Source organism: Ruegeria sp. I3, assembly GCF_056532525.1.
Genome location: NZ_JBQFNI010000003.1, coordinates 336158 through 355382 on the forward strand (window position 1 = coordinate 336158; position 19225 = coordinate 355382).

Annotated in this window: 15 protein-coding genes; 1 reads left to right on the forward strand and 14 read right to left on the reverse strand. The window is 55.7% G+C overall.

Annotated elements, in window-relative coordinates:
• Window positions 1-243 precede the first annotated feature (243 nt).
• From ACR0L9_RS10080 to ACR0L9_RS10095, 4 genes are all read right to left on the reverse strand, one after another.
• On the reverse strand, window positions 244-3138 hold the full coding sequence (locus ACR0L9_RS10080; protein WP_480895556.1) for a calcium-binding protein: 2895 nt from the start codon (window positions 3136-3138) through the stop codon (window positions 244-246).
• Between the two features lie 308 nt (window positions 3139-3446).
• Complete coding sequence (locus ACR0L9_RS10085) at window positions 3447-4109, reverse strand: hypothetical protein (RefSeq protein ID WP_480562188.1); 663 nt, start codon at window positions 4107-4109, stop codon at window positions 3447-3449.
• 323 nt (window positions 4110-4432) lie between these two features.
• Window positions 4433-5764 (reverse strand): HlyD family type I secretion periplasmic adaptor subunit, encoded by a 1332-nt coding sequence (locus ACR0L9_RS10090; RefSeq protein WP_480895557.1) that lies wholly within the window; start codon window positions 5762-5764, stop codon window positions 4433-4435.
• Window positions 5765-5803: 39 nt separating this feature from the next.
• Window positions 5804-7579 carry a type I secretion system permease/ATPase gene (locus ACR0L9_RS10095; protein WP_480895558.1) on the reverse strand — a complete coding sequence of 592 codons (1776 nt, stop codon included), beginning with the start codon at window positions 7577-7579 and terminating at the stop codon, window positions 5804-5806.
• Window positions 7580-7879: 300 nt separating this feature from the next.
• Here ACR0L9_RS10095 and ACR0L9_RS10100 point away from each other — a divergent pair, with 300 nt between their 5' ends.
• Window positions 7880-9256, forward strand: coding sequence for a sensor histidine kinase (locus tag ACR0L9_RS10100; protein WP_480751490.1), 1377 nt, complete (start codon window positions 7880-7882; stop codon window positions 9254-9256).
• Here ACR0L9_RS10100 and ACR0L9_RS10105 read toward each other — a convergent pair.
• The 10 genes from ACR0L9_RS10105 to ACR0L9_RS10150 all read right to left on the reverse strand — a co-directional run bounded on the left by ACR0L9_RS10105 (window position 9235) and on the right by ACR0L9_RS10150 (window position 19159).
• On the reverse strand, window positions 9235-9957 hold the full coding sequence (locus ACR0L9_RS10105; protein WP_170394071.1) for a response regulator: 723 nt from the start codon (window positions 9955-9957) through the stop codon (window positions 9235-9237). The genes ACR0L9_RS10100 and ACR0L9_RS10105 overlap by 22 nt on opposite strands.
• A gap of 463 nt (window positions 9958-10420) precedes the next feature.
• On the reverse strand, window positions 10421-11125 hold the full coding sequence (locus ACR0L9_RS10110) for an alpha/beta fold hydrolase (RefSeq protein ID WP_170561882.1): 705 nt from the start codon (window positions 11123-11125) through the stop codon (window positions 10421-10423).
• Window positions 11125-12246 (reverse strand): cobalamin-independent methionine synthase II family protein, encoded by a 1122-nt coding sequence (locus tag ACR0L9_RS10115; protein ID WP_170611478.1) that lies wholly within the window; start codon window positions 12244-12246, stop codon window positions 11125-11127. Before ACR0L9_RS10115 ends, ACR0L9_RS10110 begins: the two co-directional genes overlap by 1 nt.
• Before the next feature lie 102 nt (window positions 12247-12348).
• The gene (locus ACR0L9_RS10120) at window positions 12349-13311 is read right to left on the reverse strand and encodes a cupin domain-containing protein (protein ID WP_170611476.1); all 963 of its coding nucleotides are present in this window, start codon (window positions 13309-13311) and stop codon (window positions 12349-12351) included.
• A gap of 152 nt (window positions 13312-13463) precedes the next feature.
• Window positions 13464-14453: a nuclear transport factor 2 family protein gene (locus ACR0L9_RS10125; protein ID WP_170422637.1), complete on the reverse strand. Its 990-nt coding sequence runs from the start codon at window positions 14451-14453 to the stop codon at window positions 13464-13466.
• Complete coding sequence (locus ACR0L9_RS10130) at window positions 14450-15469, reverse strand: LacI family DNA-binding transcriptional regulator (protein ID WP_170465610.1); 1020 nt, start codon at window positions 15467-15469, stop codon at window positions 14450-14452. Before ACR0L9_RS10130 ends, ACR0L9_RS10125 begins: the two co-directional genes overlap by 4 nt.
• Window positions 15469-16236, reverse strand: a complete 768-nt coding sequence (locus tag ACR0L9_RS10135; protein ID WP_480751485.1) for an SDR family NAD(P)-dependent oxidoreductase — start codon at window positions 16234-16236, stop codon at window positions 15469-15471. Before ACR0L9_RS10135 ends, ACR0L9_RS10130 begins: the two co-directional genes overlap by 1 nt.
• 1 nt (window position 16237) lies before the next feature.
• On the reverse strand, window positions 16238-17290 hold the full coding sequence (locus tag ACR0L9_RS10140; protein ID WP_480895559.1) for an ester cyclase: 1053 nt from the start codon (window positions 17288-17290) through the stop codon (window positions 16238-16240).
• The gene (gene hisD, locus ACR0L9_RS10145; protein WP_170394087.1) at window positions 17287-18618 is read right to left on the reverse strand and encodes a histidinol dehydrogenase; all 1332 of its coding nucleotides are present in this window, start codon (window positions 18616-18618) and stop codon (window positions 17287-17289) included. The genes ACR0L9_RS10140 and hisD overlap by 4 nt, the downstream gene beginning before the upstream one ends.
• Window positions 18619-18622: 4 nt before the next feature.
• Complete coding sequence (locus tag ACR0L9_RS10150; protein ID WP_170407056.1) at window positions 18623-19159, reverse strand: ester cyclase; 537 nt, start codon at window positions 19157-19159, stop codon at window positions 18623-18625.
• Between the last annotated feature and the right edge of the window lie 66 nt (window positions 19160-19225).

Sequence of the window (19225 nt, forward strand, 5' to 3'; positions counted from 1 at the left end):
GAGTTCATTAACGAATTAATCTGAGCGGATGCGGGCCTAGGCCAACCTTTTGATGCGCTAAAAAACGCTGTACGTCAGTGGGTTATAGCGGGGTTTGAGCAAAAGATAGGTGCAGTTGCGCGAGTCTTCGCCAAATTTGGAATGTCGCAATAATTAACTTTGCATCATTGCCAGATCGAACTGTTAAGAAAGCCTCAGCCGATCCAGACCGGCTGAGGCGTTTTTTTTGTTATCAGGCGATGATCAGAGACCCCAATCCTGTGATTGCTGAGCCGTCAGCTCGCTGATGTGCTGCATGACATCGAAATGCTCATCAACACCCTGTACGCTGATCACCTTTTGGCCATTTGCCGTGACCCAGTGAGTGCTGGAACGCCATTCGATCTGAAGTTGATCCAGAGACGAGATCCCGAACCCTTCCAGATCGATAACAATCGAGTCGTCAGCCTCAAAATCCCGGATCACCTGACCACCATACTGGCTGCCCGGGCCGGTGATGACAAAAGTATCGCTGCCTTCGCCACCGAACATATTGGCAAACCCGGCTTCTGAAGACTGGTCTGCATCAAGGATGATGACGTCGTCGCCGTCTCCACCATTTGCATTGGTGATCATCGCGCCTTTGCGGATCAAGATGGTGTCATTGCCGTCGCCGCCGTTCAGAGTAGCGAACTGATTGAGCGCACCGCCAACAATGTAGTCATCACCAGCACCACCATTCAGGGTCAATCCACCACTGCCGGTGTCACCGATCATGTAGTCCCAACTATCGGTGCCATCTACGGTAACAAGCTCTTCGCCGACCTCGGCATCAATCCGGTTGCCATACTTCTCGAACCACTCCAGCGTGTTTGCACCAAAGGGCGGTTCGTAGACAACCTGATAGCCTTCTTCATCGTTGCCAACCAAGCTGCGCAGGTCGATGTATGACGGGTCAAATCCGTTCCCGTCATCGTCATAGCGCACGATGATCTCGTCTGTCAGCTTGTTGAACAGCACGATCTGGCCGTTTTCAATGCGGTGATCCAGATCGAACCAGCCGGTCATCCCGTAGGCGTCGAGGTCAATCTCGATACGGTCGCCTTCATTGGCATCGAAATCGGTGATCGTGTTCCCGCCGCCGTTCAGAATGAAGGTGTCAGCTCCTCCGTTACCGGTCAGCACGTCTTTACCATCACCCGAGGTGAAGACGTTATCGCCGTCGTCGCCGATGATCACATCATCATGGTCGCTGCCATAGATGTTCTCGACGCTCCAGAGCAGATCATAGCCTTCCTTGTCGCGAATCTCGTCATTGAGATCGAACGGATTGGCGCTGTTGCCATGCCAGGCCCAGTAATACTCACCGCTGGCATCTTCCGCCTTGTTGTTCATGTCGATATAGATGCCGCTCAGGCTGTCACCATACCAGGCCGTGTCATTGCCTTCTCCACCATACAGCTTATTAAAGCCGCCACCGCCAGCCATGATATCGTCACCGCCAAAGCCGTAGAGAACATCATTGCCGTCATTACGGATTTCGGCCTCGTTTCCGCCGTGGGTATCGCGCTCGGACGTATAGGCTTGCAGAACGTCGTTGTGGTTTGTTCCCAACTGACGATCCTCGTCGTGAAAGCCGACCATCGAAACACCGCCGAACGCCCCGAATGTGACGAACTTGCTGGTTCCAAGACCTGCAAGGTCTTCACTACTCAGGCCAAGGTCGATCTTTTGGCCCAAGCCATAATGCGCACCATCCGGCCCCGTGATCAGAGCAGTTTCTTTCAACCGTTGAATGAAGGCATCTGTGTTCTGCTGCGAGATACTTGTTGCGCCCGGAAAGATGTTCGACGCCTCATCCCAATAGAAGGTTGTAATCACCTTGAACTTGTTGTCGGCCGGATCAAGCGCAACCAGATCGAATGCCGCGCCATCAACGATCGATGCCTGCAGGTCCAGCGTTACTGGCCCCTCCACGTTGACTGGTACAATGATCTTGTCTTCAAGCGGGTTGAAGTCGAGGATCTCGACCAGAGACACCTTCGGCGGGTTGACGGTTTCGACAACCTGCTCCTCTGTCTTGAACATGTTCTTGATCCCGTCGATCAGGCCTCTGGCAAGGTTGATGAACAGCTTCGCGCCTGGCAGCATCTTGGCGAGTGCCAGATTACCTGCCTCTTCCAGCCACTCTTCGCCCAGACCATTCGATTGGTTATGGTTGGGATCATGAGTTGTTGGTTCAGGCACAGAGCCAATAACGAAGGTGTCGGCCCCTTTTCCACCGTAAAGCGTGTCGGCAGAGGTTTCGTCGATATGCCCGGTAAACAGGACATCATCACCGTCACCGCCAACAAGAAGGTCGTTACCAGTACCACCGTACAGTTTGTCGCCTTCATTCCCGGCAATCAGGATGTCATCGCCCTCGCCGCCAACAAGGATGTTCTTGCCTCCGCCGCCAATGATCTTGTCGTTGCCGGATTCGCCGAACAGCTGATCATCACCTTCACCTCCATCGATGTAATCGTGGCCACCGCCACCATAGATGACATCATTACCGCCATCACCGAACAACTGGTCGTTCCCACGGTAGGCGATGATGATGTCATCTCCGTCACCGCCCGAGATATTGTCCCGATGATGATAGTTGGAATAGTAATTCTTGATCGAGGTGCCGCCATCATAGTTATCCCAGTTTTCGGGGTTCCAACCGTGGATGATGTTATCCCCGTCATTCCCTTCGATACGGGTGTAAAGATATGTCCCCTTGCTTTGCCCACTTGAGAGACGGTGCATCAGGTTTTCAAAGCTCACCTCACCATCGGCCATATTGTATTCACCACGGGCTTTGACATCGCGGCCGACATAGGTGCCGCTGGTGTCATGCAGATGGGTCCCATAGTTATCCCACCAACCGCTGTGGCCATCGCCAGGTGATTTACCACCGGTCCAGACGGGAATATCAGGTTTGTTGCTGGCTACAGTCTCGTCGTCCGAGGCTGAATCTTCCCAGACGTAGTCCTGCAATTCGCTGCTTTCTTCCGACAGCAGACTAACCGGCGGGATCACGATAGGATCGTCATCCGTTTCACCAAGACCAACCGATATGTTGAGCGTGCTCGCCGAGTTGGGCTGGAATTTTGATTTGCTAACATGTTTCATGTCTTTCCTCCTGTTTCCTGGATGGTCGACACCCGAGGTTCGGGCCCATACGCATCACAGATCATAGGAAAGATGTGGTTTTTCAGGCTGTTGATCTCAACAGGCGAAAGCCAGTTAAGTTGTTACAAAGTATGACAAAAATGGAATCCACGGCCTGAGAAAACCAGCAATCCGGCTGGCGCCTGTTTCAGGCCCCAGCCGGTGAGTTTGGTTTTCCCTTTGTTTGCCCGGGCGTCCGTTTCAACAGGAACTAAGACGCCCGGATTTTGGTTGTGCAGCGATAGATAATCGCTGAGTTTTCGCCCCACTTAGGCGACCATATCGACAAAGAAGCTGTCGGTCGGAACGGGGGTTCCGCAGATGTCTTCGCCGCCTGCAGTCGGTACGATCTCGCACAGCGGCGGAGGCGCCATTTCCGTCAGGTCATACTCATCCTCCGGTACTTCGGTGCCGCATTTGGGCAGCGGCAGGATCGGGGGTACAGCGATGACGTCATCACCCTGATCCAGAACGATCGGATCAAAGGGCAGCGGGTTCACTGCAACCAGATCTTCACCGTCCTGTGGCACTTCGGTGCCGCAACGGGGATCAGGCATGATCGGCGAAACTGCGGTCACATCGTCACCTTCACCAGCAGGAACCGCACCATAAGGCAGCGGGGCTACTGCGATCAGGTCTTCACCATCCTGCGGAACCTCGGTACCACACCGGGGGTCAGGCATGATCGGGGAAACTGCGGTGACGTCGTCACCTTCACCGGCAGGAACCGCACCAAAAGGCAGCGGGTTCACGGCAACCAGATCTTCGATGGGATCGGCAACCAGCGGATTAATCGGCAACGGATTTACAGCCACCAGGTCTTCACCATCGTTTGGCACCTCGGTTCCGCACTTTGGAAAAGGCTGAATCGGGGGCACGGCGATGACATCGTCGTTGGCTTTCTCGAAGCTCGTAGCGGTTACATGTTTCATTGTATTTCTCCTTGTTACACACTTTGTTTAGCACCCAAAAAATCTTAGAAACTTCCTCCTCGGGTATAACAAAAAGGTGGTTATCCGACCCCTTCATTACAACGCGAAAAAGGGGGCTAAATTGTTACAAAGTATGACAAAAATAGGCTCTCAAGCCGGGCATCATCTCTTTTCTGACAGGACGCGCTTCCAAGATGTGGACCAGCACCCGCTCAGGTACCACCAACGCCCCTCCTCGCCTTCAGGATCGAAAAAACCAGCGCCATTTCTGGCGCTGGTTTTAGCTGTTTCTTCCTATTGGGCAGCTCACATCATGCGGTCGATCAGACCTCCCGGAACGTGGTCCGGATTTGTTTACTGAGAGGATCAAGAAGGTACTGGAACAGGGTACGTTCGCCGGTTTCGATGAAGACGTCAGCCGGCATACCCGGCAGCAGGCTCAACTGGCGGTCAGACAAAAGTCCGACAGCCTCCTCGCTTAGAGCAACCCGCGCCTCGTAGTAGGGTAAGCCAGTCATCTGATCTGTTTTCAAATCAGCCGAGATAAACTCAACGTGCCCATCCAAGCGAGGGGCAACATGTTGATCGAACGCCCCGATCATAACGCTCGCAGCCTGGCCCAAGGCGACATTGTTGATGTCCTGTGGCATGACACTAGCGGTCACCACCAACCCGTCATCCTCGGGCACAATCTGCATCAGCGTTTCGCCCGGAGACACCACGCCGCCGATTGTATGTACACCCAATTCATGCACGATGCCATCCGCCGGAGCCCGAAGGTCAACCCGCGCCAACTGCAACGCGGCCGCGCTCCGACGTTCTTTCAAGCCATCCAGTTCGACCTCCAGCGAGGAGATCTCGTTCATCACCTGCTCGCGGAAGGTCTTTTCCAGTTGCAGGATATGGATACGCGTCTCGCTGATACGACCACGGGCGACTGCGATCCGAGAGGTCAGGCCGCCACTATTACCGACAAGACTGCTTCTTTGACGCTGCAAAGTCGTCACCCGGGTACCAGGTACTAAACCCTTTTCAAAGAGCTGCGTCAGACCCTCCAATTCGCTGTCGATCAGTTTGATCTCTTCTTCGGAAGCTTCGCGCTGCGCCTCCAGGCCCACAATTTCCTGCTCTGCCTGTTCAATTTTCTCTTCCAAGGCCGCGACTTCACCATCCTGCGACAGACGACGTGCTTCCATCACCGCGCGCTGCGTTGCGAGTGCGCGGTCAACTTTGTCTTCGTCTTTTCGGGCCGCAAGCTCCTCGGACAGTACGAGATCGTCCAGACCATCGCGCTCGGCCGTCAGACGAACTAACTGCGCTTCAAGCGCCACGAGCCTGTCATCGACCAAGGCTTGGCTGCCTGACAACAGCTGATCATCAAGTGTCAGAACAACATCGCCAGCCTCAACCCTATCTCCGTTTTTGACGTGAATCGCGCCGACAATACCTCCGTCGGGATGTTGCACAGCTCTGAGGTCGGACGAGACCACCACACTACCAGCCGTCACGACCGCCCCGGACATCGGGGCTTTCATCGCCCAACCACCGAATCCTATGGCGAGCACAGCAATTGCGACCAGACCAAAGCCGATGGATTGGGCAGAACAATCCCTAAACCCTTTGTTGTTCGTGTTGGAATTCTTGTTGGTATTCATGACTTCCTCCATTCATTCTGTTTACAGCGCCGGCCTGGGTCAGCCCGTGGCGGCAACGATTTCTGTTTGTTGGGGTTGTTCGACGGTCTTCTGTTCAGCGGCAGGCTGTGCAGCTCCGGCGGCGGCCTGATTGCGTTGACGCAACCGCTCCATCACTTCTGTACGAGGACCAAAATCTCCGGCGCGACCGTCTTCCATAATCAGAATCTTGTCGACTGAACCCAGCACGCTCGCCCGGTGCGCGATGACGATCACAATCGCCCCGCGTGCCTTGGCGGCGAGAATGGCATGGTTCAGTGCAGCCTCGCCCACGGCATCCAGATTCGAGTTGGGCTCGTCCAGAACCACCAGAAATGGATCACCATAAAGCGCTCGTGCAAGGGCAACACGCTGTCGCTGACCACCGGACAAGGCCGCGCCACGCTCGCCAACCGAGGTGGCATAGCCGTCTTTGAAACTAGCGATCAGTTCGTGAACACCCGCTGCCTTGGCGGCGGCAATCACCATCTCGTCCGTCGCCTCGGGATCAAAACGCGCGATGTTCTGGGCGATCGTTCCGTCAAAGAGCTCAACATCCTGCGGCAGAAAACCGATCTGGGGGCCAAGCTCCTCAGGCAGGTACTGGTCGATCGGCACACCGTCGAGACTGATGCTGCCTTTGGCCGCCGACCATGCACCAACAAGTGTGCGCGCCAAGGTTGATTTTCCGCTGCCGGTCGTTCCAATCACAGCCAGTGCCTCGCCTGCTTTCATATCGAAACCAACACCTTTGAGAACAGCGGCAGTGGCCATCGGAGGGGCAGCGATCAGGCCGTCAACGGTCAGCGACTTCTGTGCCTTGGGCATGGAAATACGACGGTCAGCTTCGTCACCAGAAAGAGTTTGCTTCAGCTGAGCCCATGCTTGCCGGGCAGCAACCAGATTGCGCCAACTACCGACCAGAGTCTCGATAGGCTGCAAGCCACGGGACATGATGACCGATGCCGCAACGATTGAGCCAGCCGATATATGTCCATGGATGGCAAGATAAGCGGCGACCGCAAGAACGGCGGACTGAAGTGCCAGGCGGAACACCTTGGTAAAGCTACCAGACACTCCGACAGTAGTGGCCGCCTTAGCACTCGCACCAAGGTGGAGATCATTCACATCTTGCCAGGTCTTGCCCAGATTGGACTGCATCCCCATCGCGCGAACCATTTCGGCATTCCGGCGGCCGGCTTCTGCCAGACGATTGCGCTTGGCTGAATGCTCAGACTGAACGCACGCGGCAGCGCGGACCTTGATATCCGTAACGATGGCAATGGCAACCAATGCCAGCGCGCCAATTACACCGACCATACCCAGCCACATGTGCATGGCAAAAACCAATCCCAGATAGACCGGGATCCACGGCAGATCGAACAAAGCTCCGGCACCCTGACCCGACAGGAAACCGCGAATTTTTTCGACATCTTGAATTGCCGCCGCAGGGTTGCCACCCGGACGGTTGCGCGACGGCTCGGACAAAGTGCAATCAAACGCTGTTCGGGTGAGCCTTTGTTCAAAGCGATGCCCCATGGCAACCAGCACACGGGTCCGCGCGCCGTCAATCAAGGCCATGAACAAGTACAGACCGGCGACAAGTGTGCTGAGCGCGACAAGCGTATTCACGCTTTGGCTAGACATCACGCGATCATAGATCTGAAGCATGAAAATCGGCCCTGTCAGCATCAATAGGTTCACAACACCGCTGAAAACGCCGGTGGCAATCAGATTGCCCTTCAGCGCGCGCCGGGCGCTGGCAAGTTGTGGATGAACGGATGAATGCTTTGACATAGCTGGCTCCCAATAAAAACTCTGTGGGTGATACTTGGAGACCAGCCGCCGATGCCCCAAGGGCTTGTCACACTTTGATTCAATTGACGAATTTGGCCGGTTGTTTACCGAGCTGACGAAACCGGGTGCCCGGAAGTGCGGTACCGGTGGGTGAAACCCCTTTGCATCATCAGCGGCATGGCGGTTGCAATTTCCGCTTGGGAATGCGGCGGTATTTGAATTAGCGTCCCAAGTCAGGGGGATGGGACAGGGAGCCTACGCGCAATGCGCTGGAATGATCTGACACTTCGAACACAAGTTATGAGCATCGTGCTTATCAGCTGGACGATTGTCGGCGTGTTCTCGGTAGTCACCGACGTGGTCCAGATCCGAAACTCTCGCGCTGAAGAGATCCGAAACAGGGGCGATGCCTTTCTTGCGCAGGTGGTTTCAACCCTGGCCCGCGTGCCTCCTGACAGCCGCTCCGAAGCAGCGCTTGGTTTCTTTCCTGCAGAATGGAGTGTTAGGGTCGACACGCAGGATGCAGCAACCACTTTGGCCAATGGCCGCGACCGCCCGAATCTGGCTAACTGGCTGACGGCGCGGCTGGAACACCGCGGGATCGCCGTCGCGGAACTGTCCGTGGCAGACACGGTCGTTGACGCCAAACACGACCAAAGCGCGCTGTTGCAACTGTTCAAGAGCCACTCGGGCGAACCTATCGATGCAGAAAGCGTTGACGCGTTTCTGGTGAGCGTTTTTTCGGTCCGGCTCAAGGATGATGACGAATGGCTGAACTGCTATTTGCTCATGAAAAACAAGAACATCGTACCTTTGGTCATCGTTGGCTCAATCGACAGTCTGGTCGCGCTTACCCTGCTTTGCGCACTTGCGTTTCTTATTCAGAAAGTGATGCGACCGCTGAGCGCGATGGCCGTCAATGCCGAGTTGATCGGCCGGGGTGAAGAAGTCGGCCCACTCGTCGAGGCGGGTGCCATTGATATCCGCCACACAATTATTGCGTTCAATCGCATGGAAGCCCGGATTGTTCTGGCGCTTGAGTACAAGACAACCTTGCTTCGTAGCCTCGGGCATGACCTGAAGGGACCGATTGCACGGATGCACGATGCGATCCAGAAATTGGAACCAACAGCACCCAAAGAGCAACTGCTCAAGCGGTTGGAAACCATCAGCGATATTGTAAACTCCGTCACCAACCTCAACCGCGAAACGCATCACGATGGAGAGCTTGCACGCCTGGATTTGCGCTCACTGGTTGAGGCGCTTGTAGATGAACAGGTTGAGGCGGGTCGCGATGTGACCTGCACAATCGAACAATCTGCGGTGGTCAAAGGAAGACATAACGCGCTTACCCGGGTTCTTAGAAACTTGTTGGAGAATGCGGTCAAATACGGGGGTCGAACAAATGTCTCTTTGACCGCGTCGAACGATTTGGCCGCAATTCACATAGACGATGAAGGACCAGGTATCCCAGCCGAACAACTTGAAACAGCGTTTGAGCCTTTCCAGAGACTTGGAGCCACCGAACCCGGCACAGGCCTCGGCCTTGCTATTGTCCGGGCGATTGTTGTCGATCAGGGGGGCACTGTTACGCTTGAAAACCGCCCTAGCGGGGGCCTTAGGGCTAATGTGCTTTTGCCGCTTGATTCCGGAGTTCAGCCTGGACGAAAGATGTAACCCTGCCCCCAGACCGTTCGAATATATTCCGGATTTGAAGGGTCGCTCTCAATCTTCGATCGCAACCGTTTGATCAGAGCATCAACGCTTCTGTCTCCTGCACCGCCATGCTGTCGGGTCCGGGCAACGGCAAGAAGGTCTTCTCGGGTACACAACACGTCCGGGTTTTCAGCAAAGAAGCGCATAACCCGCACTTCGCTTGAGGTGAGTGTGATGAGACGACCATCCTCGCTTTTGAGATGTCGCTCGTTTTCAACAAGCTCCCATTCTCCGAACCGGGTAACCCTGGATTTTCCCTGCGTTCCACCAGCACGCCTGCGCAGCACAGCACGCACGCGCGCGAGGAGTTCCAACTCGTTGAATGGTTTAATGATGTAATCATCCGCGCCCAGTTCCAGCAGGGAAATCCGCTCGGCGTCGTCATCAATCGAACTGATCATGATGATCCCGGCATCTATGCGCGAAGCGATCTCGTGACATAACACCTTACCACTAGTTCCTGGCATCACGAGGTCCAGCAGAAACAAGCTGTAGGTTTCATCAGCCATCATCAACCGCGCAGCGGGTACATCTTGCGCGTGTTCGATTTTGTACCCTTTGTCAGTCAGAAATGCACAAACACCCTGAGCAAACTCGATGTCATCGTCACAAATCAGAATGTGCTCATCATAGCCAGCGGATTGATCCGCGACGTCTTGCATAGCTCTTCTCCTCGGGACGATGCCTGTCGTTACGATAACAACATTTGCTATTCGAAGCTGTCAATGTTGCAGAGAACGATCAAACTGTCCGGTACGCGGCGACCGCAATCGCCACTCATGGCTAAACCAGACAATCATCCACCGGGGCATTCCGGACGATTGAAAAGCTTGTCACGCCAAACAGCAAATTCCTCCCTCTTCCACCACTTTCCGCGGGTGGCTGCGTGCAACGAGGCAATCTTCGTCAGAGACTTGGTAGCAGGCTTTGTATTTGGTGTATCGCGTGTGCCCCGACTTAAGTGCAGTTTTGATTGCGACAGCAGGCTCTGAACCAGATTTGGGTGCTTCTGAAACCCTTAAATGTTACTGCTGCATCCACGCTACGAAAGAGGCTCCAAGTCCGACAGAGTAATATCGTAGTCAGTTTCCGCCAGAGCTATCTACGGCCTTGCGGAAATCCGGCTTAGATTGTTTCGATAGTCTCCAGCCAGCGCAGCAGCGCCGCCGCGGTTTGCCGCGGTTGTTCCAGAGTTGGCAAATGCCCCGCGCGTTCGATGACTTCCAACCGGCTTTGCGGCAACAGGTCATGCATCAATTCGTGGCGTTCGACTGGGCATAACGCGTCATGACGGCCGCAAAGGACCAGCGCAGATCCCTTGAAAGCGCGCAATGTGTGACTTTGGTCCGGGCGATCTCGTAGGGCCTTGGATTGGTTAACAAAAATCTCCGGCCCCAAGGCCATAGCCATATCCATGCATAGGTCCAGAATTGCCTGTCGATCAGGGCCATCGGTCAAATAGTTGGGCTTCATTTCCTCGGCCATCACATCGCGTAGCCGACCGTTTTTAACCGCCTCAATCTGGGGCTCACGCCTCGCCTTGACCTGATCCGCCTCTGCCAGCGGGTTGGTGTCCATCAACGCCATCCCCGCTACACGCCCCGGTGCTTGCCGCAGTATTTCCATCGCAACAATGCCTCCCATGGAAAGACCGGCCAATGCGAACCGGTCGGGCGCGTGTCTTAAAACCTCGGCGGCCAAAGCCTGCATCGTATCATGCGCACCAATGGGGGCGACAAATATCGGATATCTGCCAGACAAAGCACCAATTTGCGGCGAGAATAGCCGAGCATCGCACATCATGCCCGGCAAAAGGACAAGTGGTGTCATTAGACCAGAGCAGCCCCTTCGGCCAGCGCGCCCAGTTTGGCATAGGCGATATCAGGATCGACAGCGCCAAACCCCGCAAAAGTGCCAAAACCGCAATCCGATCCGCCAATCACCCGCTCCGCTCCCACGATGTTCACGAACCGCTCAAGGCGTTGCACGACCAGTTCGGGGTGTTCGACAAAGTTTGTGGTGGTATCGACCACACCCGGCACAAGTACCTTGTCATCCGGTATCTCGGACTTGCGGTCGCGGAACACCGTCCATTCATGTGCATGGCGCGGGTTCGAGGTTTCAAATAGCACATAGCGCGACTTGGTTGACATCAAAGTCGAGAACACCTTGTCCATTCCGATATCGCAGCAATGCGGACCTTCGTAATTGCCCCAGCAGATGTGAACCCGAACCTTGTCGGCGGGCACATCCTGCAATGCATGGTTCAGCGCTTCGACATGCATTTCGGCAATACTGACAAATTCCTCGTCAGAAAGGTCGGTGAACAGCATATGGCGCGACAGGGCAAGATCGGGACAATCCAATTGAAGATCCAGGCCCGCCGCGACGATGGTTTCATATTCGGATTTCATCGCATCGGCCAGCGCGGCCAAATACGCCTCGCGCGTCGGGTAATAGTCGTTCTGCAGAAAAAGAGAGATCACACCAGGGCTGGCAGCATTCATAAATCCGCGCTCAATCCCGTGCTCAGCCATGGCTCTTTTGAGGTTGTCGATATCCTTCTGCAACTCGCCCTGCCCTTTCGAGCGCACGTCGCCTACACACATGGGCCGCGCGTATTGCGGAGTTCCGCCATCATTCGCCAAACGTTGAAGAAAGCCCGGAAACATCTTCAGATCAGCCGGAGCGTTGCGCGGGCTGTCGCCTGCAAACCCGGTGTAGCGGTCCTTGACGTAGGTCGCGTAAGAGATTTTCGAAGTCTCGCCATCTGATACAATATCGATCCCCGCTGCAGCCTGTTTGCCTACGGTTTCGGACACCGCGTTCGTCATGCAGGCATCAAAATCTGTCTGATCGAACGGTTCCCCCCGCTCGCGCGCGAAGATGAAATCGACGACTTCCTGACTACGCGGCAGACTCCCCACGTGGGTGGTTGAAATTCGGGTCATCATGTCATCTCCAATTCAATTACTTCCCTGTGCCGAGTCCAAAGTGAAGAACGGGTCACATACTGCGCGCCCCGAAGGAGATCGGAGCGCGCAACTTTGCCTTTATGCACCGGTCCAGGTAGCACCGGCGGGATCGTCCGTTGCCGTGATACGATACAGACCGGCCTCTCCGGTCATTGAGGGCACGATACTGTAGCTTTCACCTGACAGAACCAGCGCTGTGTCGCCTGCGGACAAAGTTGTTTCATAGCCATCGATTGTAATCCGCCAATGACCACTCGCAGGCATGAGGACGACGGGCATATGCGCCGCGACGGGTTCGTTCAAACAAGAACCGCGCCCGAGGAAATCGACCTCAAACCCAGGCTTATCCTTGATCAGGGCATCTTCGCCAATCACTTTGGCTGGCTTGTTAGCGGAAAGCGCCATCAGATCCCAATAGCGTGCCACATATTTGCCGATAACATCTTCGACCGGAACTTCCGGATAGCTCTTAAGCTCTTCTTCGGTCAGCAGCGGCATGGGGCGCACGTTGTGGGGCAGTTCCTGACCCTTCTTGCTGTCATACAGCACGCCATTGTCGCCCAGCATCAGCCCATGCGCCTGCGCGTCTTCGATCACCTGTGGTGCCCAGGTGACACCGCCACCCGCATCATCGCCGCCCAGGATCGACATGATCATCCCATAATCCTGCCCGACATTTTCGAAACCGCGAAAGATGCCAGTTGGAATGTTAAATATGTCACCTTCCTCGGCAATAAACTCACCCGCAGTGCCATAGCGACCCCAGAAGAACCGCCAACGTCCTTTGGCGACAAAGAACACCTCGGCCGTGGTGTGGCTGTGCAGCGAATTCCGGCATTTCGGAGGTTGCCCCGCCGCGCCAATATTGAAACCGATTTTGTCGGTGATGTGGACATGCTGATCGGGGCTTTCGGATACGCCACCGCCTACGATGGTAAAGTTTTCCTTCTGGTCCGAACCAGGCGTGTGCGCGTCAATAAATGCGGTTTTACAAGGCTGCAGTTCGCCGTAGCGGACAATGCGTTGTTGGATCGTGCTCATAATAGTCTCCGTTCATTGAATTGGTACAAGAGGTCTCGATCCTCATGCACCCGGAGGGCGATTATTCAGCCGCCGCGCCCGCAAGGACGCCCGGTGGCCGTGGTACCGCCGGGTTCCTTCACTGGCATCCAATGCGACGCGCGTTTGAGGCATCAGAGATCCCCGGTTTCCAACAGAAGCTGTTTCCAGACCGCGGTTTCATCGAACAAGGTCCATTCGCGTCGCAGCCTGATGTCGCCTCCAACCAACTCGCCCCATTCGGCATGGCTGATCCCCAGCACATACAACTCAGCACCTGTTGGTTTGCCGAACACGCCCCAACCGTCATGCTTGCCATGCAAGCTCCAGCGCAGGGCCGAGCGGGGTGGCATATTCGGATCATCGCGCCCGATCTGATGATGGATGGTGAAGGTTGCGCTTGGCATGGCTGCACGCAAAGACATCCAGAACCGATCAGCCGAATCCCAGCCATGGCCCGTGACACCGCCGGGATATTCGGTCTGCACGCCTCGGTCATACTCTCGTTCAATCGCGCCCATATCTGCATTCATTATCCGTGTCAGCAGATCCGCGTGGCGGTGTCCCCATTCATTGTCATTGCCGTACCCCTTGTAGGGGCCTTCGATGTCGTTCTTGGGTGACAGAGGCTTCACACTGGCCTCGGCCCCACCTTCACGCGCTATCAGATCGGCGGCATATTCCTTGGGATCCCAGCCCATTTGCCGGACAATCGCACCCTGATCTCGGATCAGCCATTCGTCATCGATCATGTTGTCGATGGCGTGGCAGTCGGCCAGAATTCGGTATCGCAAGCGAGTTCCGGTGGCTTTGCCATAGACACCATTGCCCCGATGCGTGGCGGTCGACAGGATACGATGCGAGCTCAGCATGCCTTCTTCCGGGGTGCCCGACCAGATCACATCCTCGCCCAGCAGCTGACGGTCGGGGAACTCGGCCAACGTGGCCATTGTTGCACCAATGACATTCTGGTTACCCAACACAACCGAACCGGGCGAGCGGACGACGATGTCTGGGCTGTAATATTGATGCAGAGTCGCAATGCCACGGTCTTCCCAAATCTCTTTGGTGATGCCGATGATATAATCCGGGAAATCTTTGAATTTGGGATCAAATCCCTTCATGTCTTCCATCCTTCAGGTATGCGGGCGGAGCCGCGAACGATCAAAGGTCCGTCAATCTCGGTGCGGCGGGGCGCAGCAGCGGGATTTTCGATCTTGCTAAGTAGAATATCGACGGTTTCGGCAACCATCCGATTGGCAGGCTGACGAATAGTTGTCAGATTGTAGGCTGGCCAAGAGGCAACGGCGACATCGTCATATCCCAGAACCGAGACGTCGGCCGGAATTTGCAGGCCCAACTCGAACCGCAGCGTGTCCATCACAGAGATCGCCATGTGATCATTGGCCACGAACACAGCGTCCGGTGGATCGGACGCGAACATGCGTAGCGTTGCCTCACGCGCCTGTTCTGCGATGAAGTTTCCGGCTCCACGGGCGTGCAGTTTGACACCCGCCTCTTGCAGGGCCGCTACGAACCCCGCTTCACGATCGCGCTGGGTCGAAGCGCCCTCCCACCCGGCGATATATCCGATCTTCTCATGACCGCCAGCCAGCAGAAACTCGGCTGCCTTTCGGCCACCGGCGACATTGTCGGATGTAACCGATGACATAGTGAGGTCATCCTGTGCCCGATTGAACAACACCATCGGTACGCCAACGGTCCGACAACGTTCATACAAGGTCGACGACAGGGCCACCGATGCCGCGATTATGCCGTCGACTTGAAAGTCGAGCAATTCCTCGACCACGCTATCGACGTTTTCGGCCTGGTTCGACGCCATGAATATCATCACATGGTAGCCGCGCTCCTGCAGCGTATTCGTCAACCTTTCCAGTGCTTCAGGATAAAACTGATTATTCAGATACGCCACAACAAGCCCAATGATCCGGCTTTTGCCGGACACTACGGCACGCGCAAGGACGTTCGGCCGATAGCCCAGTTGCTTGGCGGCCTGACGCACCTTTTCAATCGTTTTCTTCGAGGCTGACGCCCCCGGAGTGAACACACGGCTAACGGCAGACTGGCTGACCCCGGCGAGGCGGGCGACCTCCATGGATGTAACTTTTTGCGCCGCCATCAGTCTGCTGTCCAACCTCCGTCTATCATCAACGCGGTGCCCGTCACCAAAGCCGATGCATCCGCTGCAAGATAAACCACTGCCCCCATGATGTCTTCGATCTCGCCCGGGCGGCCCAACTTGATCTTGTCCAATATCCATGCGCGCTTGTCCGGGTCATCAAAAGTCGACTTGGTCAAATCGGTCAGAATAAAAGTTGGGCAGATCGTGTTGACCCGAATTTTTGCAGGACCGAACTCCAGCGCCATCGCCTTGGAAAAGCCTTCGACTGCGAATTTTGACGCGCAATAGACGGCCCTTTCCCGCCCGCCTACATGGCCCATCTGGCTGGAGATGTTCATCAGCGATCCGGGGCGCCCAGCTTCTAACAATCCTTTCGCCACCGCTTGGGTCAGAAAATAGGCCCCCCGGACATTGACATCCATTACCGCATCAAAATCCTCGGGCCGTGTGTCCACGGCCCTGCTGTGTCGGGCCAGACCGGCTGAGTTCAGCAGGATATCAAACGGCCCGTTTTGCGCGACAGCATCAGCAGTGCCTGCAACGTCAGAAACATCCAGTTCAAGTATATTCGCCAACCATCCCCGAGCGGTCATCTCTGTTGCCAGATCCTGCAACGCATCCTTGCGCCGCGCCGCCAGTGTCACTTCGGCACCATGCTCTGCCAGCGCTACGGCACAGGCCATGCCGATACCGGACGACGCGCCCGCGACCAATGCGCGTTTGCCGTTAAGATTGAAACTTGGGGTGCTGGGAAATTGGGACATATCAGACCTCGCCAACCGGAAATGGAATGCGGCCCGGAACGCGCACCTTGTTGAACTCTCGCAAACGGGCAAAGACGTCAACACCCAGCTGGCGATAGGTATCCAGCAGATCAACCAGAACCCAGTTCTCGCGAATCTTGCCATTTTCAAGCCGCCAGAAATCGAGGCTGCGCAGCGTGATCTTCTTGCCCGACGGTGCGATCCCCATCCAGCCATCATTAGTGACAGTCTGGATCATGTTGGGCCAACCCGTAACAGCCGCATAGTCACCGTCGCCAAAGAAATGACAGGTGATGTCATCTACATCCTGCCCGCGATCCGGCATTGCGTTGAGGAATGGAATCTGATGCCAATTACGGAACCCCGCAATACCCCGCCCTGTGCCGATCCCCGAGGGGCCGTACCAGTTCATCCGAGGATGCCAGAACCGCTCCAACTCCATCACCTCCGGACCACCTTCTGCGGGATGTTTGGTCAGATGATTCAGCATGTCGACAATGTGCTGGCAAGTCTCTTTGCCCTTGGCCTCGTCATACGGGCCGGGCACCAGCCCGTCCTGCGTCGCGGGTCCCGGAACATGCCATTCCCGCCCCAAACCGGGTGCCATGGGCCAGGCCTGCGCTTGCACCATCACTTCGGGGATATCCCAAAGCGCCTGCACCTCGGCGACTTTGTCATTTTCGATCCGGTAAAACTCGTGAAACCGCATGGTGACCTGATGGCCTGTCGGCGGAATCTCCAGCCATGGCCCCGCGAAAGTGCCGGTATAGTACCCGCCGCATCCAACCCAATCAGCCCCGAATTCATCAGGTCCAGCCATGACGATATAATCGCGGCGCTCAAGATCGGGCCATGCGGTCAGAAGATCGCGATAGCAACAATCGTAATAAGCACTACTCCCATTGGTGTCACCAAACGGATAGCTCAGATGGAACACAGCGTCGGGAGAACAAATCTGATCCAACGCCTGCCGGACACCGGCTTCGGTAAAGTCATACATCGCAGCCCTGATCTGTGCGATCAGGGTCTTGTGCTCAGTATGCCTGTCACTCATTCTGCGGCGTCCCTGTAAGGTGCAGGCGCGCCGTAGGGGACATTGATGCCGCCGTAACGCCGTACGCGGACGTTACATTGCTCGGCGTGCCCCACAAAACCTTCGAGCATACATAGGCGCGAGCCATATTCGCCGATCAAGGTTGCCGCCTCATCAGTCAGAACCTTTTGATAGCTATGTGTTTTCAGATATTTACCGACCCATAGACCACCAGTATAGCGGCCAGCTTTTTTGGTAGGTAGCGTGTGATTGGTGCCAATAACCTTATCACCGTTCGAGACATTGGTACGCGGTCCAAGGAACAATGCGCCATAACAAGTCATGTTCTCAAGGAACCAGTCGTCGCGATCGGTCATGACCTGCACATGTTCAGATGCAATGTCATCGGCGACCTGCAGCATCTCGTCATACGTATCGCAGACGATCACTTCGCCATATTCCTCCCACGACACTTTTGCAGTGCCCGCTGTCGGCAGAATGCCCAGCAGCCGGTCGACCTCGGCCATCGTGTCCTCGGCCAGTTTGCGCGAGTTGGTCAGCAAAACGCAGGGGCTGTTATAACCATGTTCGGCCTGACCCAGAAGATCGGTCGCGCATAGCTCTGCGTCTGCGGCGGTCTCATCAGCAATCACCATGGTCTCGGTCGGGCCGGCAAACAGGTCGATACCGACGCGACCAAATAGCTGACGTTTAGCTTCTGCGACAAAGGCGTTACCCGGACCGACAAGCATGTGGACTGGATCAATCGTCTCGGTTCCCAACGCCATGGCGCCGATAGCCTGAATGCCGCCCATCACGTAAATCTCATGCGCCCCACCCAAATACATGGCGGCGATCACCGCTGCATTGGGTTTGCCCTGAAACGGAGGGGTGCAGGCGATGATGCGTGGTACGCCCGCCACCGAGGCGGTCGCCACCGACATATGCGCCGAGGCCACCATCGGGAATTTGCCACCGGGCACATAACAGCCCACCGATTGTACGGGGATGTTCTTGTGGCCCAAAATGACGCCCGGCAGAGTCTCAACTTCGATATCCAGCATCGAGTCGCGCTGAGCTTGTGCAAAGTTGCGCACTTGTTCCTGCGCGAATTTGATGTCCGCCAGCTCTCGATCCGTCAGCTGATTGATCAGGTCGTCGATCTGGTCTTGAGACAACCGAAACGATGCTGGCGAATAGTTATCGAACTTCTCGCTTAGCTCGCGTACCGCAGCATCGCCACGTGTTTCGATGTCTTTCAGTGTCGCTTCGACGACAGCGCGTGTTTTGGCGTCATCCTCGGCCCGGTCAGCATCGGACTTACCACGTTTCAGATACTCGATTGTCATTGTCCTAATCCTTAGTTTCAGGCCGGGGCGGAGACTTCTCACCCCGGTCAAATGCTTCCCAGCCTTCACCGTTAAACAGATCGACACCCAGCTGTGCCGCTACATGGGCGAAATCCACATTCACCCAATTGTCGACGATCTTGCCGTCGACCACTTTCCAGAAATCCATATATCGGATCTCGACCCGCTTTCCGGTGGGGGCGATCCCCAGGAACTCACCCGAATGGGTTGCTTCCTGTCGGCCAAACGCAGCCGCCCACTCGCCCATGTAAAGGCGCGCTTCGTCGATGCAGGTCTTGTCCGAAAAAGCCGCCTGAAACGGGCGTTGCCAATTGTCCTGAAACTGTTTCAGGCCAGTTTTTGTGCCGCAGCCCTGATTGCCCATCCAGCGGAAGCCTTCCGAGAAGAATTCGCCGATGTCATCTATGCGGTGATCGTTCAGACCATCCACCATGGTTTCAATCACACGGCGGGTGTCTTCTGTTTTGTCGAGGTCCGTATCACGTGTCAGCACGGCCTGTTCCGGGCGGGAACCCTTCATCTTTCTCATCCTTGTATTGGTGCCAATAGAAATTCTGTCTTCATCGGGTAGCTCAATCAGCTGACA